26 protein-coding genes are annotated in these 24,667 nt (G+C 70.5%); 16 read left to right on the top strand and 10 right to left on the bottom strand.

What is annotated here, in order from left to right; genetic code table 11:
• Nucleotides 1-57 precede the first annotated feature (57 nt).
• Entirely contained in the window at nt 58-816 is a 759-nt protein-coding gene (locus tag ACZ7DY_RS19225) for a chymotrypsin family serine protease (RefSeq protein ID WP_471136810.1), read from the bottom strand.
• Nucleotides 817-954: 138 nt separating this feature from the next.
• Here ACZ7DY_RS19225 and ACZ7DY_RS19220 point away from each other — a divergent pair, with 138 nt between their 5' ends.
• The 3 genes from ACZ7DY_RS19220 to ACZ7DY_RS19210 all read left to right on the top strand — a co-directional run bounded on the left by ACZ7DY_RS19220 (nt 955) and on the right by ACZ7DY_RS19210 (nt 4,610).
• Nucleotides 955-2,337, top strand: a complete 1,383-nt coding sequence (locus ACZ7DY_RS19220; RefSeq protein WP_471136808.1) for a serine/threonine-protein kinase — start codon at nt 955-957, stop codon at nt 2,335-2,337.
• Nucleotides 2,338-2,449: 112 nt separating this feature from the next.
• Complete coding sequence (locus ACZ7DY_RS19215; protein ID WP_471137683.1) at nt 2,450-2,761, top strand: transposase; 312 nt, start codon at nt 2,450-2,452, stop codon at nt 2,759-2,761.
• A 4-nt stretch (nt 2,762-2,765) separates the two neighbouring features.
• Nucleotides 2,766-4,610, top strand: coding sequence for an APC family permease (locus tag ACZ7DY_RS19210; protein ID WP_471136806.1), 1,845 nt, complete (start codon nt 2,766-2,768; stop codon nt 4,608-4,610).
• A gap of 117 nt (nt 4,611-4,727) precedes the next feature.
• On the opposite strand, the gene ACZ7DY_RS19205 is transcribed toward ACZ7DY_RS19210, so the two are convergent.
• From ACZ7DY_RS19205 to ACZ7DY_RS19195, 3 genes are all read right to left on the bottom strand, one after another.
• Nucleotides 4,728-6,710: an APC family permease gene (locus ACZ7DY_RS19205; RefSeq protein ID WP_471137680.1), complete on the bottom strand. Its 1,983-nt coding sequence runs from the start codon at nt 6,708-6,710 to the stop codon at nt 4,728-4,730.
• A gap of 203 nt (nt 6,711-6,913) precedes the next feature.
• On the bottom strand, nt 6,914-7,039 hold the full coding sequence (locus ACZ7DY_RS19200; RefSeq protein WP_471136804.1) for a hypothetical protein: 126 nt from the start codon (nt 7,037-7,039) through the stop codon (nt 6,914-6,916).
• Nucleotides 7,040-7,189: 150 nt separating this feature from the next.
• Nucleotides 7,190-7,732, bottom strand: coding sequence for a hypothetical protein (locus ACZ7DY_RS19195; RefSeq protein ID WP_471136802.1), 543 nt, complete (start codon nt 7,730-7,732; stop codon nt 7,190-7,192).
• A gap of 572 nt (nt 7,733-8,304) precedes the next feature.
• On the opposite strand from ACZ7DY_RS19195, the gene ACZ7DY_RS19190 reads away from it, so the two are divergent.
• From ACZ7DY_RS19190 to ACZ7DY_RS19165, 6 genes are all read left to right on the top strand, one after another.
• Nucleotides 8,305-8,742 carry a hypothetical protein gene (locus ACZ7DY_RS19190; protein ID WP_471136800.1) on the top strand — a complete coding sequence of 146 codons (438 nt, stop codon included), beginning with the start codon at nt 8,305-8,307 and terminating at the stop codon, nt 8,740-8,742.
• Nucleotides 8,743-8,775: 33 nt separating this feature from the next.
• Complete coding sequence (locus tag ACZ7DY_RS19185) at nt 8,776-9,180, top strand: hypothetical protein (protein WP_471136798.1); 405 nt, start codon at nt 8,776-8,778, stop codon at nt 9,178-9,180.
• A 906-nt stretch (nt 9,181-10,086) separates the two neighbouring features.
• A complete protein-coding gene (locus tag ACZ7DY_RS19180) occupies nt 10,087-10,788 on the top strand; it encodes a transposase (RefSeq protein WP_471136796.1) in 702 nt (233 codons plus the stop codon).
• A 16-nt stretch (nt 10,789-10,804) separates the two neighbouring features.
• Nucleotides 10,805-12,106: a bifunctional 3-oxoadipate enol-lactonase/4-carboxymuconolactone decarboxylase PcaDC gene (gene pcaDC, locus ACZ7DY_RS19175; RefSeq protein WP_471136794.1), complete on the top strand. Its 1,302-nt coding sequence runs from the start codon at nt 10,805-10,807 to the stop codon at nt 12,104-12,106.
• A 55-nt stretch (nt 12,107-12,161) separates the two neighbouring features.
• On the top strand, nt 12,162-12,794 hold the full coding sequence (locus tag ACZ7DY_RS19170; RefSeq protein WP_471137678.1) for an MBL fold metallo-hydrolase: 633 nt from the start codon (nt 12,162-12,164) through the stop codon (nt 12,792-12,794).
• 30 nt (nt 12,795-12,824) lie between these two features.
• A complete protein-coding gene (locus ACZ7DY_RS19165) occupies nt 12,825-13,604 on the top strand; it encodes an exodeoxyribonuclease III (RefSeq protein WP_471136792.1) in 780 nt (259 codons plus the stop codon).
• 11 nt (nt 13,605-13,615) lie between these two features.
• On the opposite strand, the gene ACZ7DY_RS19160 is transcribed toward ACZ7DY_RS19165, so the two are convergent.
• From ACZ7DY_RS19160 to ACZ7DY_RS19150, 3 genes are all read right to left on the bottom strand, one after another.
• Nucleotides 13,616-15,388 (bottom strand): SGNH/GDSL hydrolase family protein, encoded by a 1,773-nt coding sequence (locus ACZ7DY_RS19160; RefSeq protein WP_471136790.1) that lies wholly within the window; start codon nt 15,386-15,388, stop codon nt 13,616-13,618.
• A gap of 171 nt (nt 15,389-15,559) precedes the next feature.
• Nucleotides 15,560-16,219 carry a response regulator gene (locus ACZ7DY_RS19155; protein ID WP_471136788.1) on the bottom strand — a complete coding sequence of 220 codons (660 nt, stop codon included), beginning with the start codon at nt 16,217-16,219 and terminating at the stop codon, nt 15,560-15,562.
• The gene (locus tag ACZ7DY_RS19150) at nt 16,216-17,436 is read right to left on the bottom strand and encodes a sensor histidine kinase (protein ID WP_471136786.1); all 1,221 of its coding nucleotides are present in this window, start codon (nt 17,434-17,436) and stop codon (nt 16,216-16,218) included. The genes ACZ7DY_RS19155 and ACZ7DY_RS19150 overlap by 4 nt, the downstream gene beginning before the upstream one ends.
• A gap of 133 nt (nt 17,437-17,569) precedes the next feature.
• On the opposite strand from ACZ7DY_RS19150, the gene ACZ7DY_RS19145 reads away from it, so the two are divergent.
• Nucleotides 17,570-18,481, top strand: coding sequence for an ATP-binding cassette domain-containing protein (locus tag ACZ7DY_RS19145; RefSeq protein WP_471136784.1), 912 nt, complete (start codon nt 17,570-17,572; stop codon nt 18,479-18,481).
• Nucleotides 18,478-19,302, top strand: coding sequence for an ABC transporter permease (locus tag ACZ7DY_RS19140; RefSeq protein ID WP_471136783.1), 825 nt, complete (start codon nt 18,478-18,480; stop codon nt 19,300-19,302). Before ACZ7DY_RS19145 ends, ACZ7DY_RS19140 begins: the two co-directional genes overlap by 4 nt.
• 22 nt (nt 19,303-19,324) lie before the next feature.
• On the opposite strand, the gene ACZ7DY_RS19135 is transcribed toward ACZ7DY_RS19140, so the two are convergent.
• The 3 genes from ACZ7DY_RS19135 to ACZ7DY_RS19125 are packed head-to-tail and all read right to left on the bottom strand — an operon-like array spanning nt 19,325 to nt 20,567.
• A complete protein-coding gene (locus tag ACZ7DY_RS19135; protein ID WP_471136781.1) occupies nt 19,325-19,768 on the bottom strand; it encodes a PRC-barrel domain-containing protein in 444 nt (147 codons plus the stop codon).
• On the bottom strand, nt 19,765-20,424 hold the full coding sequence (locus ACZ7DY_RS19130) for a PRC-barrel domain-containing protein (RefSeq protein ID WP_471136779.1): 660 nt from the start codon (nt 20,422-20,424) through the stop codon (nt 19,765-19,767). Before ACZ7DY_RS19130 ends, ACZ7DY_RS19135 begins: the two co-directional genes overlap by 4 nt.
• The gene (locus tag ACZ7DY_RS19125) at nt 20,421-20,567 is read right to left on the bottom strand and encodes a hypothetical protein (RefSeq protein WP_471136777.1); all 147 of its coding nucleotides are present in this window, start codon (nt 20,565-20,567) and stop codon (nt 20,421-20,423) included. Before ACZ7DY_RS19125 ends, ACZ7DY_RS19130 begins: the two co-directional genes overlap by 4 nt.
• Before the next feature lie 294 nt (nt 20,568-20,861).
• On the opposite strand from ACZ7DY_RS19125, the gene ACZ7DY_RS19120 reads away from it, so the two are divergent.
• The 5 genes from ACZ7DY_RS19120 (at nt 20,862) to ACZ7DY_RS19100 (ending at nt 24,643) form a co-directional block, all read left to right on the top strand.
• Entirely contained in the window at nt 20,862-21,305 is a 444-nt protein-coding gene (locus ACZ7DY_RS19120; protein WP_471136775.1) for a DUF6278 family protein, read from the top strand.
• Nucleotides 21,306-21,419: 114 nt separating this feature from the next.
• On the top strand, nt 21,420-22,163 hold the full coding sequence (locus tag ACZ7DY_RS19115) for an amino acid ABC transporter ATP-binding protein (RefSeq protein WP_471136773.1): 744 nt from the start codon (nt 21,420-21,422) through the stop codon (nt 22,161-22,163).
• Nucleotides 22,164-22,193: 30 nt separating this feature from the next.
• Nucleotides 22,194-23,123 (top strand): glutamate ABC transporter substrate-binding protein, encoded by a 930-nt coding sequence (locus ACZ7DY_RS19110; protein WP_471137676.1) that lies wholly within the window; start codon nt 22,194-22,196, stop codon nt 23,121-23,123.
• A gap of 9 nt (nt 23,124-23,132) precedes the next feature.
• The gene (locus ACZ7DY_RS19105) at nt 23,133-23,777 is read left to right on the top strand and encodes an amino acid ABC transporter permease (RefSeq protein ID WP_471136771.1); all 645 of its coding nucleotides are present in this window, start codon (nt 23,133-23,135) and stop codon (nt 23,775-23,777) included.
• A complete protein-coding gene (locus tag ACZ7DY_RS19100; protein WP_471136769.1) occupies nt 23,774-24,643 on the top strand; it encodes an amino acid ABC transporter permease in 870 nt (289 codons plus the stop codon). Before ACZ7DY_RS19105 ends, ACZ7DY_RS19100 begins: the two co-directional genes overlap by 4 nt.
• Nucleotides 24,644-24,667 lie beyond the last annotated feature (24 nt).

Genomic DNA, 24,667 nt, shown 5'->3' with positions numbered 1-24,667 from the left:
GGCCGGGGGGACGGCCCCGCGGGCCGTCCTGATGGCCGGGCTTTCGGCAGGAGGAGTTCAGGAGGCGAGATGGAACCCTGCGCCGACGCCGCCGTTGGCGTTCATCTCGTCGATGATGCTCAGGATCGGCGAACTGTGCTGTGCGCCCCAGGCGTTGCCCACCAGTTTCTGACCGTCGACGACGGGAGCGCCGGAGTCGCCGCCGTCGGTCCAGATGAGGTGGTTGAACCAGATGCCGTTGGTGCCCAGTTTGATGCCGCAGGTGAGGCCGGTGCGGTGGCCCTGCTTGCACATGCGGGTGCCGTTGGCGGGCGGGGCGCCGATCGAAGTGATGGTCACCGATCCGACGGTGTTGGTGGGCGCGACCCTGGTCTCGTCCAGGTCGATCACCGCGTAATCCAGGCCCTTGGGCCCGGTGTTGAGGAGATTGTTCGGTGTGCTGACGTACGTCACCGTGCCGATGGCGCCCGTCTTCAGGTCGGGGCGGCTGTCGGGGATCGGGGCCGGAGCCGCGGCTGTGCCGGCGGGAGAGCTGTCCAGATACACCTTCTCGCCGACCAGCTTGTTGCCCTTGTCGTCGATGAAGCAGTGGGCGTTGGTCAGGCCGACGAGGTTGCCGGTGCTGTCACGGCCGACGGCGGTGAGCGTACAGATGAAGTAGCCCTGGGGTGCCTCCGGAGTCGGGCTCAGCCGGAAGATGAGCCCGCTGCCGCCGCCGACGGGCGTGAGGGTGTCCGCACCGGCGGACGGGGCGGTGGCGATGGATATGCCCGCCAGGAGAACGGCGAGGCCAAGGGTGCGCAGGGTTCGTAACATGCGTCTACTTCCCGTGTGAGGCTGGAGTGTTCAGATGTGATGACGCCACAGATGACGCCACATGAGAACACGGCCGGTCATCCGCCGCCAGGGCGTGAACTCCGGGGTCCAGTGCGGCGGCCGGGCTATATTCCCTGCGTGGACGACGATCACGGGCAACTCCTTTCGGGTCGCTACCGGTTGAGCCGACTGCTCGGCCAAGGTGGCATGGGCGCCGTCTGGCATGCCCACGATGAGCAGCTGGGGCGGGACGTCGCCGTCAAGGAGTTGCGGCTGCCCGAGCATCTGGGCGAGCCCGAGCGGCAGAACTGGATCGCCCGGCTCGACCGCGAGGCCCGTGCCGCCGCGCGGCTGAAGCATCCGGGGATCATCACCGTTCATGACCGGATATCCGGCCCCGACGGACGGCCCTGGATCGTCATGGAGTTGGTGGACGGCGGGTCCCTGGCCGACCTCGTCGAGGCACAGGGCCCGCTCACGCCCGAGCGGGCCGCCGACGTCGGGCGGCAAGTGGCGGCCGCGCTCGGTGCCGCGCACCGGGTGGGGATCACTCACCGGGACATCAAGCCCGCCAACATCCTCCTCGAAGGGGACCGGGTCGTCCTGACCGACTTCGGGATCGCCGCCCTCGAGGGAGACGCCACCCTCACCGCCACCGGCATGATCATGGGCACGCCCGCGTTCATGGCGCCCGAGCAGGTCCGGGGTCTGCCCGCGACGGCCGAGTCCGACCTCTGGTCCTTGGGTGCGACGCTGTACGCCGCCGTGGAGGGCCGCGCCCCGTTCGCCGGGACGGCCCCGAGCGCGGTCCTGGTCGCCGTCGTGACGGAGCCGCCGATTCCGGCCGTGCGGGCGGGGGTGCTCGGCCCCGTACTCGACGGGCTGCTGCACAAGGATCCAGCCGCACGCCTGACCATGGAGCAGCTGCAAGCCCAGCTGAACGGCTTGGCGGCACCAACTCCCGGCCCGGCGGGCCCCGCCGTGTTCGCGCTGCCCACGATGCCGGCGTGGAGCCCCGACGTGCGGCAGGCCGCGGCGGGGCCCACCGCCAGGCCGAGGCCCGCACCGCGCCGACGTCTCTCACGACGGGCCAAGTGGAGCATTGTGGCAGTGGTGTGCGTGCTGGCCGCGGCTGCCGGGTCCATCCCTTTCCTGCGGGACAACAGCGCGTACAAGACCAACCGGAGTGTGGCCGAGTCCCTGACCGCCCCCAAGGGCTTCTCCCGGACGGCCACGACCCACGTCGACCAAAACCGGGCACAAGTGACGTACACGTGGCCTGACCCGTGCGTCAATCACTGTGCCGACCAGGTCTCCCTGGTCGAAAAATGGTTGAAGCGACAGGCGGGCGTAGCCCGGGTCGACACCCTCGGCGCCGAACTCGGCGGCTGCCTCGACGACGAGTACGGCTGCCCCATCCTGGTCGAGCAGGCAGCGTCGTACAAAGACCCGACCCTCCAGAGCGCCGCACTCCAGACGAAGGACAGCCGACTCACTTTCCGGGTCGACGTGGGCCGATAGCCGCCGACCCACCCTGGGGCTGTTGGCTCAGCGGATCGGCCAGCTCTCCGAGCAGATCAGGGAGTTGGACGCTCGTCTGGCCCGGCTCGTCGAGGGTCATGCCCCGCAGCTGGTGGGGATCGGTCCGGACACGGCGGTTGCTCTGCTGATCACGGTGGGGGACAACCCGGAACGGCTGGGCAGGGAGGCGGCGTTCGCCGCTCTGTGCGGGGTCAGTCCCGGCGAGCGTTCCTCGGGACGCCGTCGGTTCCGCCGCTCTGTGCTTCAGCGTCAGCGAACCCGTCACCGGCGGCCCGCCGGGTCGGCGCTGTGGCATCAAGGGGGCGTAACGACTCTGCCGCAGGGCGTCAAGGGGGCGGAAAGACGGTTCGGAATCGACCAGTCTGGACCGCAGTCTGAGCGGACCAGACTTGAAAGGGATTAACCCGATGGCCGTCCTGACCACCTCGAATGCTGCGGCTCCGAGCGCCGAGGAACCTCCTGATCCCGGTGCCCGACACCGGCTCACCGCCGTCACCGGCCTCGCCGCGCTCTCCCTGGACGCGATGGCCTCCGTGGCGTACGGGCCCGAGGCCATCGTTCTGGTCCTGGCTGCCGCGGGTGCCCATGGTCTTGGCTTCACCCTCCCCGTCACGCTTGCGATAGCCGGCCTGCTGGCTGTCCTGGTCGCCTCGTACCGTCAAGTGATCGCGGCGTTCCCCGACGGGGGAGGCTCTTATGCAGTCGCCAAGGCGCACCTCGGCCGCCGTACGAGCCTGGTCGCCGCCGGTTCGCTGGTGCTGGACTACGTGTTGAACGTGGCCGTGGCTGTCACGGCCGGTGTCGCCGCCCTCACCTCGGCCTTCCCTGAGCTGTACGGCGACCGGCTGTGGATCTGCCTCGTCGTCCTCGTTCTGATCACCGCAGTGAACCTGAGAGGGATCGTCGAGTCGGCTCGTGTGTTCATCGTGCCCACGGCGATCTTCATCGGTGCGATTCTCGTCCTGATCGCCGTCGGACTGTTCCGTGATGCCCCCGTGTCCACTGCGGCTTCCGCCGGCCACGCCTCCGTGCTCGGGGACAACGCCACCACCGTCGGCGCTCTCCTACTGCTCAAGGCATTCGCCTCCGGCTGCTCGGCGCTCACGGGCGTGGAGGCGATCGCGAACGCGGTGCCATCGTTCCGCGCCCCGGCCGCCCGGCGGGCGATGCGTGCGGAGGTCGCGCTGGGTGCGCTCCTGGGCGTGATGCTGATCGGCCTGTCGGTGCTGATCTCCCGCTTCGGTCTCCAGCCGGTCGAGGGTGTTACCGTCCTCGCTCAGCTCGCGGATGCCTCCCTCGGCCACAACTGGGGCTTCTACGTGGTGCAGTTCGCGACCATGGTGCTGCTGGCGCTCTCGGCCAACACGTCGTTCGGCGGCCTACCGGTTCTGTTGAAGCTGCTGGCCCGCGACAACTACCTGCCGCACGTCTTCGGATTGAAGGCGGACCGTCAGGTGCACCGGCATGGCGTGGTGTGGCTGGCGGTGGTCTCGGCGGCTCTTCTGGTGTGCTCCGGCGGTGACACCAATACGCTCGTGCCGCTCTTCGCGATCGGTGTTTTCGTCGGTTTCACGATCGCCCAGACCGGCATGGTGCTGCACTGGCGCCGGGAGCGTGGACCCCGCTGGGCGGGCAAGGCTCTGCTCAACGGCCTGGGCGCGCTGCTGACCGGCGTTTCCGCGATCGTGGTCACGGCCACGAAGTTCCCCGACGGGGCCTGGCTGATCGTGATCGCCCTGCCGCTGCTCGTCGCCCTCTTCGAGCACGTCCACCGGACGTACGGACGCATCGGCGAGCGCCTCGGCATCGGCCGCATCCCAGAACCCCCGCGCCATCAGCGCTCACTCGTCCTGGTTCCGGTCTCCTCCCTGACCCGCCTGACCAGCGAGGCACTCACTGCCGCCGTCTCCCTGGGCGACGAGGTGCGGGCGGTGATGGTGTGTCACGCGGACGCCGAGGACCAAGCGGTGACCGAGGCGGTGGAGCGCCACTGGGCGTTGTGGGACCCGGGCGTGGAACTCATCCGCCTGCCGTCCGAGCGCCGTACGCTGGGCCGCCCGATCACCGCGTATGTCCGCGCACTGGCCGAGACCGAGCCCGGTACCCGAGTCACTGTGCTCATCGCCGAGACGGAGCCGGAGCGGCTGTGGCAGCGCCTGCTGCAGAACCAGCGCGGCGCGATCGTCGCCCACGCCGTTCGACGCGACACCGACGCGGTCATCTGCCGGCTCAGGTTCCGGATCGCCCGGTAGCTGCCCGCTGCTCGTCCGTCAGCCGACGTGGACGCGGGCACGGCGGTTCGCTGGGGCTCTCTCCAGCGGTTGTCGCTGTCTCCCGACCCTGGTAAGGGCCGCTGTCGGGCAGGTCGGTCAGCCGCCTACGTGGATGCCGGGTCGGTGGCCGGGGTCGGGTTCGTGTTTGCGGATGATCTCGCGTGTTACGGGGGCGGTGTCGCCGCGGCCGAGGAGGAAGTAGCGGAACATGTGCTTCAGGGGGCTGCCTTCGGCCCATGCGAAGTAGCAGTGTGGTTGGACGCCCGTGGTGTCGCGGAGGGCGAGGAGGATCGCGGCGATGGCGTTCGGGGCGGCCGGGGCCTCGGCGCGCAGGACCCGGTAGCCGTCGACCTCGACTCCATGGATGCACAGGGCTTCGCTGAAGTCGGAGGGATCGACCACGTCGATCTCCAGGAACAGCACGTCGGCCGGGCCGGGGACCGGGTTGTTGCCGCGCTGCTCGCGCTCCTTGTCGCCGTACTCGGCGCTGTCGCCGGCCTGGCGGCGGTTGGCGATGATATTGATCGAGTTGTCGTGCGCGAGAGTGTCGGTGATGAAACGGCGGGCGGCCTCGTCGAAGACAATGCGGTCGGCACGCAGCTCCGTGGTGCGGGACACGCGGGAGATCAGCGAGACGAAGATGATGCCGGCGATGAAGAAGCCGGAGATGGTGATGCCGTCGGGCTTGTCGAAGATGTTGTACACCAGGGCGTAGAGCAGGACGAGGGTGAGCAGCGCGAAGCCGACGGCCACCGGCCGGCGGCCGCGGCGAGCCACCGAGAGGGTCACCGCGAAGGCACCGGAGACCATCATGGCCAGGATGCCGGTGGCGTACGCGCCCGCCTGGGCGTCGACGTCCGCGTTGAAGGCGATGGTGATGAGGATGCACAGGGCGGTGTAGACGAGCACCACGGGCCGCACCGCGCGGCCCCACTCGGGAGCCATCCCGTAGTCGGGCAGGTAGCGGGGCACGATGTTGATCAACCCCGCCATGGCAGACGCTCCGGCGAACCAGAGGATGAGGATCGTGCTGATGTCGTAGGCGGTGCCGAACGCCTCCCCGACGTGTTCGTGGGCCAGCCAAGCCAGGGCGCGGCCGTTGGCGGCGCCGCCGGGCCGGAACTCCTTCTCGGGGATGAGGACGGTGGTGACGAAGCTGGAGGCCAGCAGGTAGACACTCATGATCAGGGCGGCGGTGGTCAGCAGCTTGCGGGCGTTGCGGATCCGAGATCGCAGTCGTTCCTCGTCGTCCGTGCCGTCGGCGGACACCAGCGGCATCATGCTCACCCCGGTCTCGAAGCCGGACAGACCCAGCACGAGCAGCGGGAACGCGAGGAGGGCCGGCGTCACCAGGTCGCCGATGCCGGCGCCGTCCCCGATGAGGGCATCCGTCCAGGCCGAGAACGCCCCGGCAGTGGTGAAGACGTGGACCAGGCCGAGGCCGATGACGACCGCGTTGAGCGCCAGGAAGATCGCGACCAGCGGGATGGCCACGCTCACGGCCTCGTTGAAACCGAGCAGGAACACCCCGCCGAGGACCAGCAACAGTGCCACCGTGAGGGCTACCTCGTGGCCGTGCAGGACCTCGGGGAAGAAGGGGTTCTCGACCACGTGCACGGAGGCGTCCGCGGTCGACAGGGTGATGGTGATGATCCATGACGTGGCCACGAAGCCGAGCAGGACCAGCACGAACAACTTGCCCCACCAGAACGGCAGCAGGTCCTCCAGCATCGCCACGGACCCCGCTCCGTGCGGGCTTTCCTTCGCCACACGCCGGTACATGGGCAGCATGCCCAGCAGGGTCAGGCCCACGATCAGCAGTGTCGCCAGGGGAGAAGCGGCGCCGGCGGCGAGCGCGGCGATGGCCGGAACATAGGCGAGGCTGGAGAAGTAGTCGACGCCGGTCAGGCACATCACCTTCCACCAGGCGTGTGGCTCGGCGTGTCCCCCGCCGGCCGCCGGCCCGACGGGCTGCACCTGGTGGCGCAGCATCCACCGGGCCAGGCGGCCGGTCGGCTGCGCCCGTAGGGCGGGGCTTTCCACTACTTCGGGCACCGCTGGGCCGTTCACGTCCTTCATGTCCCCCATCAATGTCTCCTCGCTCCCGGCACTGGTCAGGCAGTACTGCAGTGACGGCCTCGTGTGATCACCGAGTATGCGGCCTACGCGGAGTACCCCGGTGGCCGGGTTGTACGTGTCGGCCGTGCCGACGTACAGGCTCGTTGATGAGGGCAGAGCCACGGTGTATATCTCAAAACACTGCGACAGCGGCAGCGGGTGGGCTACGGGCGACGGAAGAACTCGATCGCGAAAGAGGCCATGAGCGCCCACGCGCCGATGCCGAGCAGCCATGGAACGTCAAGAGCTGCGCCGAGCGCGATCAGGAGCACGGCTGCGGCAGCAAGCACGTACATGGTGCGGCGCACGCCACGGTCAGGACCCCAGAAAGCTGCCACATGAGGAGACTGCCGCCGACCGCTGCGCTTGGAGTGATGCGACTCGATCCATGGCGCGTTCTTGACACCGACGCCCGTGCCACTCGACCCTTCCTGCCACAACTAGCGCAGGCCCGAAACGTTGAAGACGGAGCGGGTGGTCTCCGCATCGATGCGCAGGGACAGTCGACCGAGACTCGCCGCTCCGCGATCGAGGGCGCCGCGCTCCTGGGCAGCTCGCGCGTCGGTTTCGAGCCGCAGCCACAGGGCCGGGTTGGTGATGAGCACGCGCAGATCGACCTCTGCCCGTACGCCGTCAGTATCTGTCAACACCAAGCGCTGCGCGAAGCCGACAGGCCAGTCGAGCGCCGTGAGCCGGTCGGTCCGGACCGTCTTGGTGACCCACAGTCCCTTGACCGTCAGCCGGCTTGGTCCGGCGCTGACACGCGAGGGCAGCAGTATCACCAGCAGTGCTGCCGCCAGGGTGATCCAGGCCGTCGTCCGGAGCAGGGGCAGACCGTGCGCGCCCGCGTCGACGAGCAACGACGTTCCGAGCAGGAGAGTTGCGCACCCGATCGCATACCGAGCCTCGCCGATCCATCCCGCGTCGTACAGGGTGTCCGAGGGAACGTCCGCCTGGGGATACGGAGATGGGGGTGGCTGCATGGAGCCGACGCTAGGCTCTCCACCCACCCGACTTTGGGGCGGCTACGCGGTGTTTACGCCGCCGTCCGCAGAATTGACACGTCGCTGACGGGGGCAGGTCCCGTTGTGTGAGGGACGTACTCGCGGGCGAATTACCTACGTCTTGCGAGCCGCCGTCTCCGTGCCCTTGAGCGCGTCTGTCCTGCACGATTGTCCGTCCGTGCGGAGTGGTTTGGGCCAACCATCAGGGGGTCCGGGCCCCTCCGGTAGGACGGGCGTCGGCGCAGTCGGCTTCCAGCAGGTGAAGGCGGGCACGGGAGCTTAACGATCTCTTGATTCCGACCGGGGGAACGCGTGCTCGGCAGGCCCCGTCTGGCTCCGTGACCGATAGGAGTTCGCCGCACATGTTGCGGTGGGCATGTCTGAACGGGGAGTTGTCAATGCCTCAGAAGAGGCAGCACTCGCTGCTGATTTGTTCCGTGCTAGGAGTCTCTCTTCTTGCTGGAGGCGCTGTTCCGGCGCACGCGGCTGAGTCGCACGGTGAGGCGGATACGGGGGAGTTGATCAGCATTACGGAGGGGGAAGCTCCGGCTGTGACGTATGCGCGTGTCCAACAGCGTGCCGAGGAGATACATGCCCGCACCGCGGCGGACAAGAAGTGCACCGGGGTGTGGAAGCACAGCGTCGCCAACGTCGACTGGGACAGGACGCGCGCAGGTACTGTCCGCTGGAACTTCAAACTGACGGCGCGGTCGCGTGCCAAGCTCGGCCCGGCCGTGACGGTGTCCATGCCCAACGCCTGGGTGAACAACCATGCCATCAACGCACCGTACGGCCCTCATCCCCGGGCGAGCACGTACAACTTCCACGGCAGCATGAAGAAGTACAACCGCAAGGGGAGCAGTACGAAGCACACCATCCGCACCAAGAACAAGATCACTTTCTACTGGCTCGTCACGAGCCACAGCAACCCGCGAGCGGGTGCGACGCGTTACATCACCTGTCAGGTGCCGCCCAAGGGGTCGGGATGAGCCTGAGGCGCCGGCACACGGTTGGGAGCAGGCATGGGTAAAGGCAAGCGCAAGAACGGAGGCGGTGCGGGCAGGACGTTCGCTGTCCTGGGCGGCCGCCACGAACTGGAGGTACGGCGCCTCACGTGGACGTCTGAGCAGATCGAACTCTTCTACCGCATCACGCCTGCGCTTCCCGAGAGGTGGGCGGACGAGCCCGACGGTTCGATGACGGAGGCCGGGCCGCCGATCTTTCTGTCGTTGGAAGCGAAGGATGAGCTCGGTGGGGAATACACGGACGGCGGTGGTGCATTCGGTAGCGACCCAGAAGGTCGGTTCACCGAAGGCTCGCTCTCGCTGCAGCCAGGGCCGGCACCCGGAGCGGGATCGCTCGCCCTGGCTCTCTCGCTGACGTGCGGAGAACAGCAAAGCACTCATCGGATCGACATGCCGTTGTGAAGCGGGCGGGATGCCCCCCTGGAGGGCCGACGTCGATCGAGGCCGGTGGGCACCGCTTCGCCGGCGCCAGGACTGCGGCCGCTCTCCTGCGCCAGAGGCCTGCGGGCCGGGGAGGCCGGTTGCCCGTGGCGCTCAACTGGATTGCCGTTCGGGATGGGCAGGGCCAGGTCGCTGGTTGCGGTGAATCTCCTGCAGGAGCCCGGGACGGTCGGGGTTCCCCAGGTCTGACGCACTCAAGTCGATAGTGATCCCGTAACCGTGATGCAGCACGTTGTGGGTCATGTCTTCGAGAGTAAGTCCTGCCTCTGACAGCAGAGTTGATTACCGCGGCGGGGCTGGTCGGTGGCGGTGTCTCTGTCAACGAGCAACCCCGAACCGCCGCTTACCTTCGTGCGCTGTTGTGGTCGGCTGGGATCAGGTTCTGGGTGTTACGTACGGGTAATCGAGCATGTTCTGCGGTCGCCGAGCGGGGGCGGGAGGGTGGGGTGGGCGCTGTCCCCGGGCCCGGGGTCTGACTCATGATTTTTCTGACCGAAGTGTCCCGCTGTCACAGTGTCGGCTGTTGGCCGGGGATGGTGCGTTGTCGGTACCGGGCTGGCGAGGCGTGTCCCGACAGGGGCCTGCCGTTCATTGTGGCGTCCTCACGATTCTGACCGTCCGACGCGGCCCGGTACCGGCAACGCGACACGTCATCGGACCGGGAAGGAAATCGGGTATGGCGAGTTCGACCATGTCCAGTACGTTGCCTGCTCCGAAGCCCCGTCGTCGCCCTGCGGGGGAGGTGGTGCTGGGGGTGGATACGCACCGGGATGCCCATGTGGCTTCGGTGCTCTCCTTGACAGGGGCGGTGCTGGCCACCGACGAGTTCTCGGCCACCGCAGCCGGCTACCGCGCTCTGCCCAGAGCGTGGACGTATTTGACGTGAACTGGATGGATCGGGCCGATCGCCGTAGGCGCGGCAAATCGGATCCACTCGATGCCCAGAATGCGGCGAGAGCTGTGCTGAGCGGGCGGGCCTGTGCTCGTGCCAAATCGGGCGATGGGCCGGTGCAGATCGCCAGGATGTACAAACTCACGAAGGCGTCGGCCGTCAAAGCCCGCACCCGGACCATCAACCAGCTCAAGGCCGTGATCGTCACCCTGGCATCCCGGATCGGACAGCTCTCCGAGGAGATCCGCGAGGTGGACGCTCGGCTGGCCCGCCTCGTGGAATGCCATGCCCCTCAGCTGTTCGATGTGGTGGGGGTTGGCCCGGACACGGCCGTCACTCTGCTGATCACCGTGGGGGACAACCCAGAACGGCTGGACAGCGAGGCGTCCTTCGCTGCCTTGCGCGGGGTGGGCCCCGTCGAGCGTTCCTCGGGGCGCCGACAGTTCCGTCGCCTCAACCGCGGCGGCGACCGGCAGGCCAATGCTGCGCTCCACCGCATTGTGTTCACCCGCCTGCGGGTCGACCCGCGTACCCAGGCGTACTACGAGCGCCGGATCAAGGAGGGTAAGAACCGGCGCGAATCGTTCGCTGCCTCTGACGGTACGCGGCCCGGGAGGTCCTCCACCCGGTCGAACAGCTACCATCCGACCCCCGGACATAGGGTCTGTCGTGACTGATGAGAGGGTCGGGCGGGTGAGTGAGCCACCGAAGAACACCCTGCAATACCGCTTTGACGGGCCCGAAGACGCCCCCGTGCTGATCCTGGGGGCCTCCCTCGGTACCACATGGCACATGTGGGATCGCCAGGTACCCGAGCTGATCCGGCAGTGGCGGGTGTTCCGCTTCGACATGCCCGGACACGGCGGGGCGCCCGCCCACCCGTGCGGTTCCGTCGGCGAGCTGGCCGACCGGCTGCTCGCCACCCTCGACGAGCTCGGCGTGCAGCGCTTCGGGTACGCGGGCTGCGCCTTCGGCGGTGCCATCGGCGCCGAACTCGCGCTCCGGCACCCGCAGCGCGTCGCCTCGCTCGCGCTGATCGCCGCGTCGCCGCGGTTCGGCACGGCCGACGAGTTCCGTCAGCGCGGGGTCATCGTGCGCAGCAACGGCCTCGACCCCATCGCCAGGTCCGCGCCCGACCGCTGGTTCACGCCCGGCTTCGCCGCCGCCCAGCCGGCGATCACCGACTGGGCCGTGCAGATGGTGCGCACCACCGACCCGGGGTGCTACATCGCGGCCTGCGAGGCGCTCGCCGCCTTCGACATCCGCGCCGAGCTGGCCAGGATCGGCGTGCCGACGCTGGTTCTCGTCGGCTCAGAGGACCAGGTCACGGGACAGGGCGAGGCCCGCACCCTCGTCGCGGGGATCCCCGACGCGCGGCTCGCCGTCGTGCCCGGCGCCTCGCACCTCGCGCCGGTCGAGCAGCCCGCGGCCGTCACCGACCTCCTCGTACGCCACTTCTCCACCGCCTGGCAGCCCGCGCCCGACGCGACGCTCGGCCAGTCGGCGATCGGCGCGCCGCCCGTCAAGCCCGTCCTCGCGCCGCCGCCGCCCGTCGCGCCCGCCGGTGAGATCGCCGCGGCGGAGCAGCCCGAGGCCGTCGAGGGCGGGGCCCGCCCCGACCTGTACGAGGCCGGGATGAAGGTCCGCCGCGAGGTCCTCGGCGACGCGCACGTCGACCGGGTGCTCGCCTCGGCAGACGACTTCTCCGGCGAGTTCCAGGAGCTCGTCACGCGCTACGCCTGGGGCGAGGTGTGGAATCGGCCCGGTCTCGACCGCCGCTCCCGCAGCTGCGTCACGCTGGGCGCGCTGGTCGCGGGCGGCCACCTCGAAGAGCTGGCCTTCCACACCAGGGCGGCGCTGCGCAACGGACTCACCCCCGCCGAGATCAAGGAGATCCTGTTGCAGGCGGCCGTCTACTGCGGCGTTCCGGCGGCGAACTCGGCGTTCAAGGTCGCGCAGGCCGTGATCCGTGAGGAAACCACGCCGCAGGAGTAGCAGGATGGACGGCATGACGTTCTCTGCCGACACCCAGACCCCGCGCGCGGGGCGCATGACGTTCACGAAGAAGTCCCACGCGTGCGTGCGGCTCGAAAAGGACGGGCGCACCCTCGTCGTCGACCCCGGCGGCTTCAGCGAGGAGGACGCCGCGCTCGGCGCCGACGCGATCCTCGTCACGCACGAGCACCCGGACCACTTCAACGAGGACCGGCTGCGCGCCGCCATGGAGACGAACCCGGCCGCCGAGATCTGGACCCTGAAGTCCGTCGCGGACCAGATCTCGGCGGCCTTCCCCGGGCGCGTGCACACCGTCGGGCACGGCGACACCTTCACGGCCGCCGGATTCGAGGTCGAGGCCCACGGGGAGCTGCACGCGGTCATCCACCCGGACATCCCCAGGATCACCAACGTCGGGTACCTGGTCGACGGCTCGGTCTTCCACCCCGGCGACGCGCTGACCGTCCCCGGCCGGCCCGTCGAGACGCTGATGCTGCCCGTCATGGCCCCCTGGAGCAAGATCTCCGAGGTGATCGACTACGTACGGGAGGTCAGGCCGCAGCGCGCCTACGACGTCCACGACGCGCTCCTCACCGACCTCGCCAGGCCCATCTACGACAACCAGATCGGCTCCCTCGGCGGCACGGAGCACCTGCGTCTGACGCCGGGGGAGTCGGCCGAACTCTGACTGTCGGTGGCGCCGGGTAGGTTGTGGGACATGCGCATTGCGACCTGGAACGTGAACTCGATCACCGCCCGTCTGCCGAGGCTCCTGGCCTGGCTGGAGAGCACCGGCACGGACGTGCTGTGCATACAGGAGACCAAGACGACGGCCGAGCAGTTCCCCGCCGCCGAGCTCCGCGAGCTGGGCTACGAGTCGGCGGTGAACGCGACGGGCAGGTGGAACGGCGTCGCGGTGGTCTCCAAGGTCGGCCTCGACGACGTCGTGAAGGGCCTGCCGGGCGGTCCCGGGTACGACGGCCTCGATGAGCCGCGCGCGCTCTCCGCGACCTGCGGCCCGGTCCGCGTCTGGTCGGTGTACGTGCCGAACGGCCGCGAGGTCGACCACGCCCACTACGCCTACAAGCTCCAGTGGTTCGAGGCCCTCAAGGCGGCGGTCGCCGAGGACGCGGCGGGCCCCCGCCCGTTCGCGGTCCTCGGCGATTTCAACGTGGCGCCGACCGACGACGACGTCTGGGACCCGGCGCTCTTCGTCGGCGCCACCCACGTCACCCCGGCCGAGCGGGCCGCGCTCGCCGCCCTGCGCGAGACGGGCCTCACGGACGTCGTGCCCCGCCCCCTGAAGTACGACCACCCGTTCACGTACTGGGACTACCGCCAGCTTGGCTTCCCGAAGAACAGGGGCATGCGCATCGACCTCGTCTACGGGAACGCCTCCTTCGCCAAGGCCGTCTCCGACGCGTACGTGGACCGCGAGGAGCGCAAGGGCAAGGGCGCGTCCGACCACGCCCCGGTCGTCGTCGACCTGGACGTGTAGCGGCCGTCGGGCTAGGGCACGAGAAGCCGCAGCTTCACCGAATCCGCCAGCGCCGCGAGGCCCGCGTCGCCCGGGTGCAGATGGTCCCCGCTGTCGTAGGCGGGCGACATCCGCGCCGGGTGCGCGGGGTCCCGCAGCACCGCGTCGAAGTCGAGCACGGCGTCGAAGTCGGCGCCGCCGCGCAGATAGGCGTTGACGGCCTCCCGCCGCTCGTTCGCGGCCGCGGTGCAGAGCGACTCGCCCTCGCACGGCCCGATCGTCGCCGCCACGGCCCGCAGCCCGCGGGCGTGCGCGCGCCCGGCGATCTCCCGGAGCCCCGCGATCACCTGTTCCGCGCCGGCACCCCAGCGCACGTCGTTGACCCCCTCGAAGACGACGACGGTGCGCGCCGAGGTCTGGGCGAGGACGTCGCGGTCCAGCCGGTGCAGGGCGCTGACGCCGCCGGTGTCGGTGGAGACGCCGTCACCGGGGTAGCGGTCGGCGATCACGCGGTTGGCGGAGATGCCCTGGTTGAGCACCCCGTAGCGGGGCACGGCCGACTGGTCGCGCAGCCGGTCCGCGAGCACGTCGGGCCAGCGGTGGTCGGCGTCCGGCGTCGACTTCACGCCGTCCGTGATCGAGTCGCCGAGCAGCACCACCGAGCCGGGCCCGCCGCCCACGTCGACGCCGGTGAGCAGCGGCCACGTCGTGATCGTGGAGGTGTACGCCGCCGCCGAGCCGTCCGCCGCGTGGTCGCCCGGCGTGCTCACGTAGGAGTGCTTGAGGGCCTGGCTGTGCAGTGGGGCCGATGACACGGGCCCGGGCAGGTGGAAGCTGACCAGGAGGTTCGCGTCGGCGGGCACGTCAAAGGCGAGCGGATCGCTGTACGCCTGCGCGCCCGCCGGGATCTCCGTGCCGGGCGAGCCGCGGAAGGACAGCCGCCGCGGTGTGCCCCGCGCGCCCGCCCCGGACTCCTGCACCGCCGCCGTCGCCCCGCCGATCCGCACCGGCGCCGACGCGAACGTGTTGTCGAGCCGGATGCGCACGCGGGGGCCGCCGGTACTCGTGTGCACGACGAGCCGTACGGTCCGGTCGGCCCAGGGGCCCACCGCGGCGTGACCGGCCGTCGACGCCGACCAGGTGCCCGTCCAGCCGCGCGTGCCGGCCCGCACCGACAGCGCGAACACGTGCAGGTCCGCGGCGCCGGGGTCACGGGGCAGCCGCACCGATGCGACCTCGCGGCCGCGGTCCAGCGGCACCGTCACCACGTACAGCCGTGCCTTCTCGGCGAGTTGGCCGCCGGGCGTGTTGATGTGTGGCAGGGCGACGGACTTCGTGGCGAGCGGGCCCGAGCGCCAGTCGGGCGCGGTGAGCCGGAAGCCGCCGCGCGAGCCGTCCCGGTAGCGGACCGTGCCCGTGCCGCTCGCCTCGCCGCCCGTGCCGGCCACCAGGAAGGCGAGGGCGTTCCCGCGGCCGCGCACCCGCACCCTCTGCCCGTCGGAGCGCACGTTGTCCGGCGCGCCCGGCGCGGTGCGCGGCCAGCGGAGGCGGGCCCCCTCGACGCCCAGTTCGCGCCCGGGAGTCCACCCTGCCGCGGCCAGATCCCGTGCGGACAGCGAGCCGCCCGCACCGTCGAAGTCCGCGTCGGCGGGCCGCTCGTCCGCGCTGACCGCGCGATTGTCGAAGAGCCGCTCCAGGGGGAGCGGCGCGGTCCCGTGCGGGGGCGCGGCCTGTGCCGATGCCACCGGGACGAGACCCGTGAACAGGGTGAGCGCGGCGGCCGCTCCCCAGATACGTCGGCGCACGGCAGACCCTCCCGCGTGTGATGGCCCGGTGGATGAGCGGCGGGCGATGAGCGATGGGTGAAGAGTGGGAACGAGTGGGGACGGATGCGCCATGAAGCTAAGGAGGCCGGGGAGACCCGTCAATGAGGGGCGCGTGAACACGGCGCGAACTCGCCGCGTCCACCGGCCCGTTCAGCGCTCCGCCGACACCAGCCCGTGCTCGTACGCGAGGATCACCAGCTGTACGCGGTCGCGGGCGCCGAGCTTGGCGAGCAGCCGCGTCAGATAGGTCTTCGCGGTGGCGACGCTGAGGCAGAGCTCCGCGGCTATCTCGGTGTTCGACAGGCCGCGCCCCACCAGCGTCAGGACCTCGTGCTCGCGGTCCGTGATGCCCGTGAGCGCCGTCCCGCGCGCCGCCACGGGCGCGGGCCGTCCCGCGAACTCCCTGATCAGCCGGCGTGTGACGCCCGGCGCCAGCAGGCCGTCGCCGGTCGCGACGACGCGCACCGCGGCCAGGATGTCGTCCAGGGCCATGTCCTTGACGAGGAAGCCCGCCGCGCCCGCGCGCAGCGCCCCGTACACGTACTCGTCGTCGTCGAACGTGGTCAGCACGACGACGTGTGCGGCCGTCGGGCCCGATGTGATCCGCCGGGTGGCCTCGATGCCGTCCATGCCCGGCATCCGGATGTCCATCACCACGACGTCTGGCCGCAGTTCGGCGCAGGCCCGCACCGCCTCCTCGCCCGACGAGGCCTCACCGGCGACCTCGATGTCGGGGGCCTCGGTGATGACCATGCTCAGTGCGGTACGGACGAGGGGCTGGTCGTCGACGAGCAGGACACGGATGGTCATCGGGCCACCGCCGCGACCGGCAGGGGCAGCCGGGCCCGCACCCGGAACCCGCCCCCGGGGCGGGGGCCTGCACTGAACTCGCCGTGCAGCAGGGCGACTCGCTCGCCCATGCCCACCAGGCCGTATCCAGTGTCCGGGTCCCGAGCCGTCGCGCCGCCCCGGCCGCGGTCCTCGATCTCGATGACGATCTCCTCGTCGCGGTGGTCGACGCGGACCGTGCAGGCCGTGGCCGCCGCGTGCCGCACCACGTTGGTGACCGCCTCCTGGATGATGCGGAACGCCGACAGGTCGACGTCCGTGGGCAGCGGCCGCCGCTCTCCCCGCCACACCACGTCCACCCGCACCCCGGCCGCCGTCGTCGACGCGGCGAGGCGCTCCACGTCCGCAAGCCCCTCGGCGGGCCCGCGCGGCGCCGCGTCCCCGGCATCGCTCTCCCGCAGCGCGCCCAGCATCCGCCGCAGCCCGGCGAGGGTCTCGCGGCCCGCCGTCTCGACCGCGGTCATCGCCTCCCGCGCGCCGGCCGGCTGGGTCTCGACGACCCGGGCCGCCGCGCCCGCCTGGAGGGCGATGATGCCGATGCTGTGCGCCACCGTGTCGTGCATCTCCCGTGCGATGCGCAGCCGTTCGGCGGTGACGGCCTGCGCCGTGGCCTGGGCGCTCAGCCGCTCCGCGTAGGCGGCCGCCCGCCGCACCGAGTCGCCCACCAGCCAGGCCACCGCGGCCATCAGGGAGTAGGTCCGCCAGTCCGACCAACTGTTGCTGTGCGTATACGGAAGCTGGATCGGCAGACCGAGCAGCTGCCGCAGGAGCGCGTGGGCGGGCAGGACGCAGAGCGCGAGGACGAGGGCCGTCCGGCGGGCACCGGGGGTCCCGGTCGCCACGACGAAGCCGACGGCGATGTCGACGGCCGCGTACTGGAGGAAGGTGATGCCGGTCTCGTCGAGCGCCAGCGTGGCCGCGTACGAGGCGGCGATCAGCATGACGAGGGCCGTCAGGGGGCGGCGCTCCAGCAGCCGCGCGGCGAGCAGCGCCGTCCCGGTGGCGAGGGCGACGACCAGCCACTCCGCCGGGCCGGGACCCTCGAACGCGCTCGTCGGCATCATCGGGAGCCCGGAGTAGGACCGCGCGGCGACCGCCATGCCCAGACACCAGGAGACGGTGGCCCACACGCCCGGGGGCGCGTGCCTGAACAGGGACAACGACGGGGTGACGGACATGGGCCGATCGTAGCCAGCCGGACGCGCACGGGCATCGCACCCAGGGTGTACAACCCCGGTCGACCCCGCCCGCCGCCAAGTGTCGGCGCAGGGCCGACGACGGGCGGGGGCGGCGCGCGGCACCGTGGTCCCCATGATCGAAGCCGACGAACTGACGAAGAGATACGGGAAGCGGCCGGCGGTGAACGCCCTCAGTTTCCAGGTGAGTCCGGGGCTGGTGACCGGATTCCTCGGCCCGAACGGAGCCGGCAAGTCCACCACCTTGCGCATGATCCTCGGCCTGGACGCCCCCACCGGCGGCTCGGTCACCGTGTGCGGGCGGCCGTTCCGCGACCGGGCACGCGGACTGCGCCACGTCGGCGCCCTCCTCGACGCCGGTGACGCGCACGGCGGCCACACCGCACGCGCCCACCTCGCCGTCCTCGCCCGCGGCAACCGCATCCCGCGCTCCCGCGTCGACGAGGTGCTCGCGGAGGTCGGCCTGACGGAGGCGGCCCGGCGCCGTGTCGCGGGGTTCTCGCTCGGCATGAGGCAGCGGCTCGGCATCGCCGCCGCGCTCCTCGGCGGCCCACCGGTGCTGCTCTTCGACGAACCGCTCAACGGACTCGACCCCGAGGGCGTGCTGTGGGTGCGCGGGCTCTTCCGGCGGCTGGCCCGCGAGGGCCGCACCGTCTTCGTCTCCAGCCACCTCATGTCCGAGATGGAGCACACCGCCGACCGGCTCGTCGTCATCGGCCGCGGCCGGCTCATCGCCGCGGAGAGCCTCGCGGCGTTCGCCGGCCGTGCGGGCGGCGCCACGGTCACCGTGCGGACGCCGGACGCGCCCGCTCTCGCCCGGCTGCTGACGGCCGAGGGCGCGTCGGTGCGCGCCGACGGCGACGGACGGCTCCTGGTGACCGGCGCCGACGCGCCCCGCGTCGGCGAACTCGCCCTCGCCCACCGGGTCCCGCTGCACGAACTGGCCACCCGCACGGCCTCCTTGGAGGAGGCGTTCATGGAACTGACCGCCGACAGCGTCGAATACCCGGCAGGAGAGCCCCGATGACCCGCAGCCCGACGGCCGCGTTCCGGCCCCGCTTCGGCGACCTCGTCGCCGCCGAGTGGCTCAAGCTCAGGTCGCTGCGCTCCACCGGCTGGTCCCTGCTGATCGCCGGGCTCGCCGTCGTCGCCGTCAACGCCGGTACGGCGTACGACACGGTCCGCTACTGGACGGCGGGTGACGCGGCACACCGGGAGCGGTTCATCCGCGACGGCATCCCGCTCCAAGAGGCTTTCACCGCCAACTCCACCCTGGTCCTGGTGGTCTCGGCCGGCGCGTTCGGCGCGCTCTTCCTCGTCGCGGAGTTCCGGACCGGGCTGATCCGTACGACGTTCGCGGCGGTCCCGGCCCGGCGCCCGCCGATGGCGGCCAAGATCCTGGTGACGGCCGCGGTGATGACCGTCTTCGGGGCGGTCGTCGCGGGCCTCTCCTTCTGGCTCACCCAGGCTGTCCTCTCCGGCAAGGGCCTCGGCGTCCCGATCGGCCACCCCGGTGCGTGGCGGCTCGTCACCGCCTCCGCGCTGCTTGCCCCGGTGTCGGCTCTGGTCGGCATGGCCCTGGGGGCGCTGCTGCGGCACGGCGGAAGCACGATGGTCGCCTCGTTCGTCCTGCTGCTCCTGCTGCCCGTCACGCTCAGCGAGGACCGTTACTGGACCGCGGTCCTCGGCCACGCGCTGCCGTACAAGGCGTGGCTGCGGCTGTCCGGGCCCGGCGGTGCCGACGTGTCGTACCCGTGGACGCCGTCGGGCGCGTGGTTCGTCCTGGCCGTGTGGCCGCTCGCCGCCGCTGCGGTCGCCGTGGTGGCCGTCGACCGCCGCGACCTGTGAGCGGGGAGGCGGGGCGCCCCCGTCAGGCCTCGCTCTTGCCCTCGGCCCTGACCACCACCGCGTACGAGCCGATGCCGAGCAGGCGGCTGCCCGCGATCCGGTCGCCGCGCGAGCCGTGGAGGGCCTCGATGCGGCCGGAATCAGGGTCGAAGGCGACGTCGGCGAGGGTCCCGGCGAGGTCGCCGAGCTCCGTCAACAGCCGCTTGCCGAGCAGGTTCTGGCCGTCGGACGAGTCCACGGAGGTGAACCGGGCCGCCGCGGCCGTCCCGACGACGACCGCGTCCGGCCCCACCGCGTGAACGTCCGCCCAGGCGATGACGTCACCGCCGTCCTTGACGCCGTCCAGGCGGAGGGCGGTGATCAGCGCGCCGTCCGGTTCGACGACGAGCCCGGCGACGGTGCCGATGTGCCCGGCGTCGTCCGCGCTGACCACCGGCCGCCCCACGGTCTGACTGAGCAACATCATCGGCTCCGCTCCTCACCGGTCGCATCGAGCCCGGCCGTCGGCGGCGGGTCCGTGGGGTGGGGGCCGCCCGTGGTCGTGAGACCGTCGGTGTCGGCGAGGCGTTTGCGCCACAGGGCCGCGGGCAGGTCGATGACGTCCTCGACGACGTGCTCGGTGTCCCGCGCGGGGATCATCAGGGTGTCGCCGGTCATGGCAGGGCGGTCGCCGAGCGGCAGGAAGACCTTCCGCTCGTGCCGGCCGAGCGCCTCGGTGGACGACATCTCGACGCCGACGACCCGCCCTTCCCGACCTGCCTCGACCAGGACGTCGAGCACGGTCCCGATCTGCGCCCCCTGGTCCGTCAGGACGCGCGCCCCGCGGACCAGACCACCGGAGGCCTTCTCCCAGGAGGCGACCGCCGACTTGTCCTCCAGGGCCTGCGCCGAGGTGATCATCACGGCATCCGCGCCCAGGGCGTGCACCGCCGCCCACGGCAGGCTCTTGCGCAGCGGCCCGGAGAGCAGGCCCCGGCCGGCCAGCGTGAACCCGGCGATCCGGCCGCCCGCGCCGTCGAGCACGACATCCTTGACCTGGGCGACGGCCTCGCCGTCCAGGGTGACCACCGGCCGCTTGGTGAGGTCACCCGCGGCCATGACCTTCGGCAGGGGAGCCGTCATCGCGCCCTCCCTCGCCCGGGGCGCCGCCCGCGCCGCACCACGATCACACCGCCGCTGCGCCGCCGGGCCTGCACGCCGACCACCGCGGCCGACAGCAGAGCCACCACGACGATCACGGCGACCACCCACGCCCACCACACCATCGTCCACCTCCCGGACCGTTCCGCACCGACCCTCAGGCCTTTCCGGGTACCCCGCGGTGCGGAAGAGTCACCTGCCGGAGGACGGACTCGGCTTACGCGGAAGGGAGTTGGGAGCCGTGGCCGAACCAGGGGTGCCACCCGGCCCGCGCCGGCGGCCGGTCCGCCCGTACGGGAGGTGAGCCTGCGGTGTGATTCGGACGATTCCGTGATCAACTGATGCAAGATACATTTGGAGATACGGAAGAAGCGCCCGGCCGCGCGTCCGGCGGCGCCACCCGACGGAAGAGGCCGATCATGAACATCCCGTTCCTCGACAAGTGGCGCAGGCGGCACTCCGCGACGGACCCGGCCGAGGGGCTCGCGGCCGCTTTCCTGGACGATCCGGACGGCGTCGCCGAACTGCTCTCCGAGTGTGAGCTGCTGCGTTCCCAGGCGAGCGCCGCCGGGCTCGAACTCGACGACTCCCCTGCCTCGTTGGGCGCCCTCGACCAGCTCCTGCCGCGCTGGCGCGACGACCCCGAGCTGCTGCCGTGGCTCGGCAACGACGCGGGGCTCTACCTGGGCAGCGTGGTGGTGCGGACCGTGCCGGGCGCGACCTGGCACGTCTGGCCCGGCGGCAGCCCCGTCGTGCGGCTCGCGTCGGGCCGGGACATCCCGGTCGTCGAGGCGGGGCTGGACTGGGCGGTGCAGGGAGCGCCCGAGCTCTCGCAGGTCTACGCGGAGGCCTCCGAGGCGTAACCAGAATTGCCTCAAATACGGTTAATGCCCATAAGTGCGTGTCGTCCAGTAAGTCCCGTTTTTACGCGGATAGTTTGCGCGGACGTACACAGCTGAGAGTGGGCAGGTCTTGCCATGGCCGTCGATCCGTTGATCGAGCTGCGTGATGTGAACAAGTACTACGGGAAGCTGCATGTCCTCCAGGACATCAACCTCACCGTCGGCAAGGGGGAGGTGGTCGTGGTCATCGGCCCTTCGGGGTCGGGCAAGTCAACACTGTGCCGGACGATCAACCGGCTCGAGACCATCCAGTCCGGAGAGATCAGACTCGACGGGCAGCCCCTGCCCGAGGAGGGAAAGGCGCTCGCGAGGCTCCGCGCGGAAGTGGGCATGGTCTTCCAGTCCTTCAACCTCTTCGCGCACAAGACCGTCCGCCAGAACGTCTCGCTCGCCCAGATCAAGGTGCGGGGCCGCAAGAAGGACGAGGCGGACAAGCGCTCCGGTGAGCTCCTGGAGCGCGTGGGACTGTCCGCGCACGCCGAGAAGTACCCCGCACAGCTCTCCGGCGGGCAGCAGCAGCGCGTGGCCATCGCCCGCGCGCTCGCCATGGACCCCAAGGCGCTGCTCTTCGACGAACCGACCTCGGCCCTCGACCCCGAGATGATCAACGAGGTCCTCGAGGTCATGCAGCAGCTCGCCCGGGACGGCATGACCATGGTCGTCGTCACCCACGAGATGGGCTTCGCCCGCTCCGCGGCCAACCGGGTCGTCTTCATGGCCGACGGCCGCGTCGTCGAGGACCGCACCCCCGAGGACTTCTTCACCCATCCGGAGAGCGACCGTGCCAGGGATTTCCTCTCCAAGATCCTCAAGCACTGACGGGGGGCCGTGCTCGTGAAGCGACACACCATGCGCCACACCCTGCGCCACACCGCGCGGACGACCCGCCTGCTCGCGGTGCTCGTCCTGGCCGCCTGCGCCGCCGCTGCCTGCGGCCGGGACGGCAGTCCGCCGACCAAGGGGCCCGCGGCCGAGAAGCTGCCCGAGTACCGCGTGACGAGCGGCTTCCGGCTGCCCGATTCGCGCACCTGGAAGAAGGCGAAGAGCCGCGGGCGGTTCATCGTCGGCGCCAAGGAGGACCAGCCCTACCTCGGCGAGAAGGACCCGGCCAGCGGCCACTACTCCGGCTTCGACATCGAGATCGCCAAGATGATCTCGGCCTCGCTCGGCCTCGACCCCGGCAGGATCGAGTTCAAGACCATCGCGTCGGCGAACCGCGAGACCGCCCTGCAGAACGGGCAGATCGACTACTACGTCGGCACCTACACCATCAACGACAACCGCAAGAAGCTCGTCGGCTTCGGCGGCCCCTACTACATGGCGGGCCAGGGCCTGCTGGTGCGCAGCGACGAGGACGACATCAAGGGCCCCAGCGACCTCGCGGGCAAACGCGTCTGCTCCGCCGCCGGCTCCACGCCCTACCAGCGGATTCAGCACGACTACCCCGAGGCGACCCTCGTCGCCTACGACACATACTCGGTCTGCGTGGACAACCTGCTGACCTACCAGGTCGACGCCGTCACCACCGACGACGCGATCCTGATCGGCTACGCCGCCAAGGTGCCCGACGAGCTCAAGGTGGTCGGCAAACCGTTCTCGAAGGAGCCGTACGGCATCGGCGTGCCCCGCGGCGACAACGCCCTCAGGTTCGCCGTCGACGACGCCCTGGCGGCCCGCGAGAAGGCCGGTGACTGGAAGAAGGCGTACGACGCCACACTCGGCCTCTCCGGGGTCCCGGCGCCAAAACCGCCCGCCATCGACCGCTACCCGGCGAGCTGAGGAGGCGTCGTGGACGTACTGACAGACAACTTCTCCACCTTCGGCAAGGGCTTCCTCGGCACCGTCGAACTCACCGTCTACGCCTCGGTGCTCGCGCTCGTGCTCGGCTTCGTCATGGCCTCGTTCCGGGTGGCGCCCGTCGGCTCCTTCCGGGCGTTCGGCACGGCCTGGGTCACGGTCCTGCGCAATACCCCGCTCACGCTGCTCTTCTTCGCGGTGCTGCTCGGGCTGCCGCGGTTCGGCCTGGTGCTGCCCTTCAAGGTGTTCGCGGTGCTCGCCCTCGGCTGCTACACCTCCGCCTTCATCTGCGAGGCGCTCAGGTCCGGCATCAACACCGTGCCCAAGGGCCAGGGCGAGGCGGCCCGCAGCCTCGGCATGTCCTTCGGACAGACCCTGTCGATGGTGGTGCTGCCGCAGGCCTTCCGGTCGGTCATCGCGCCGGTCGGCTCCAACCTCATCGCGCTCGCCAAGAACTCCGCGATCGCGGGCGCGTTCAGCGTCACCGAACTGCTCGGCACGTACAAGACGCTCAACGAGCTGGGCTACAACATCATCTGGACCTTCGTCTGGATCGCCCTCGGCTACCTCATCATCACCCTCGCCATCAGCGCGATCTTCAATGTCCTCGAAAAGCGCTGGGGAGTCGCCCGATGAAAGCCCTCTCCCACGACTCCACCGCCCTCTACGACATCCCGGGCCCACGGACCGTCCGGCGGCACAAGCTGTACGGGGTGCTCTCCACCCTGGTCGTGCTCGCGCTCGTCGGATGGGTCCTGTACCTGCTCTTCGACACCGGCCAGTTCACCGCGACGAAGTGGAGGCCCTTCGAGTACAAGGGCATCCAGGAGCTCCTCCTGCGCGGTCTCGGCAACACCCTGAAGGCCTTCGCCATCTCCGCGGTCCTCGCGCTCGCCCTCGGCGGGCTCCTCGCGATGGGCCGGCTCTCCGACCACCGCCCGGTGCGCTGGCTCGCCACGCTGCTCGTGGAGTTCTTCCGCGCGATGCCGGTCCTGGTGATGATCTTCTTCGTCTTCGTGGCGCTGAAGGTCCAGCCACTGCCCGCGCTGGTCGCCGGGCTCACGCTCTACAACGGCTCCGTACTCGCCGAGGTCTTCCGATCCGGCGTCAACTCCGTGGAGAGGGGGCAGCGGGAGGCGGCCTACGCACTCGGAATGCGCAAGACACAGGTCATGACACACGTCCTCGTACCGCAGGCCGTTCGTGCCATGTTGCCCGCCATCATCAGCCAGTTGGTGGTGGCCCTGAAGGACACCTCGCTCGGTTATCTGATCACCTACGAGGAGTTCCTCCACGCCGGGAAGCTCATCGCGTCGAACCTCGACTACGATTTGCCCTTCATCCCCGTGGTCATGGTGATCTCGCCGATCTACATCGGGATGTGCATGTTGCTGTCGTGGTTCGCCCAGTGGGTGTCCAGACGTCAGCGGCGCAACCCCAAGACCGAGGCCGCGGACGTGGCCCCGGCGGAACCAGGGACGCTGCTGCCGGGAGCGCAGTAGCTCGTAGGGCCATGCCCGGCCCGG

The sequence above is a fragment of the Streptomyces sp. NPDC037013 genome, from assembly GCF_055607265.1.
This window is presented reverse-complemented; position numbering and strand designations above follow the sequence as displayed.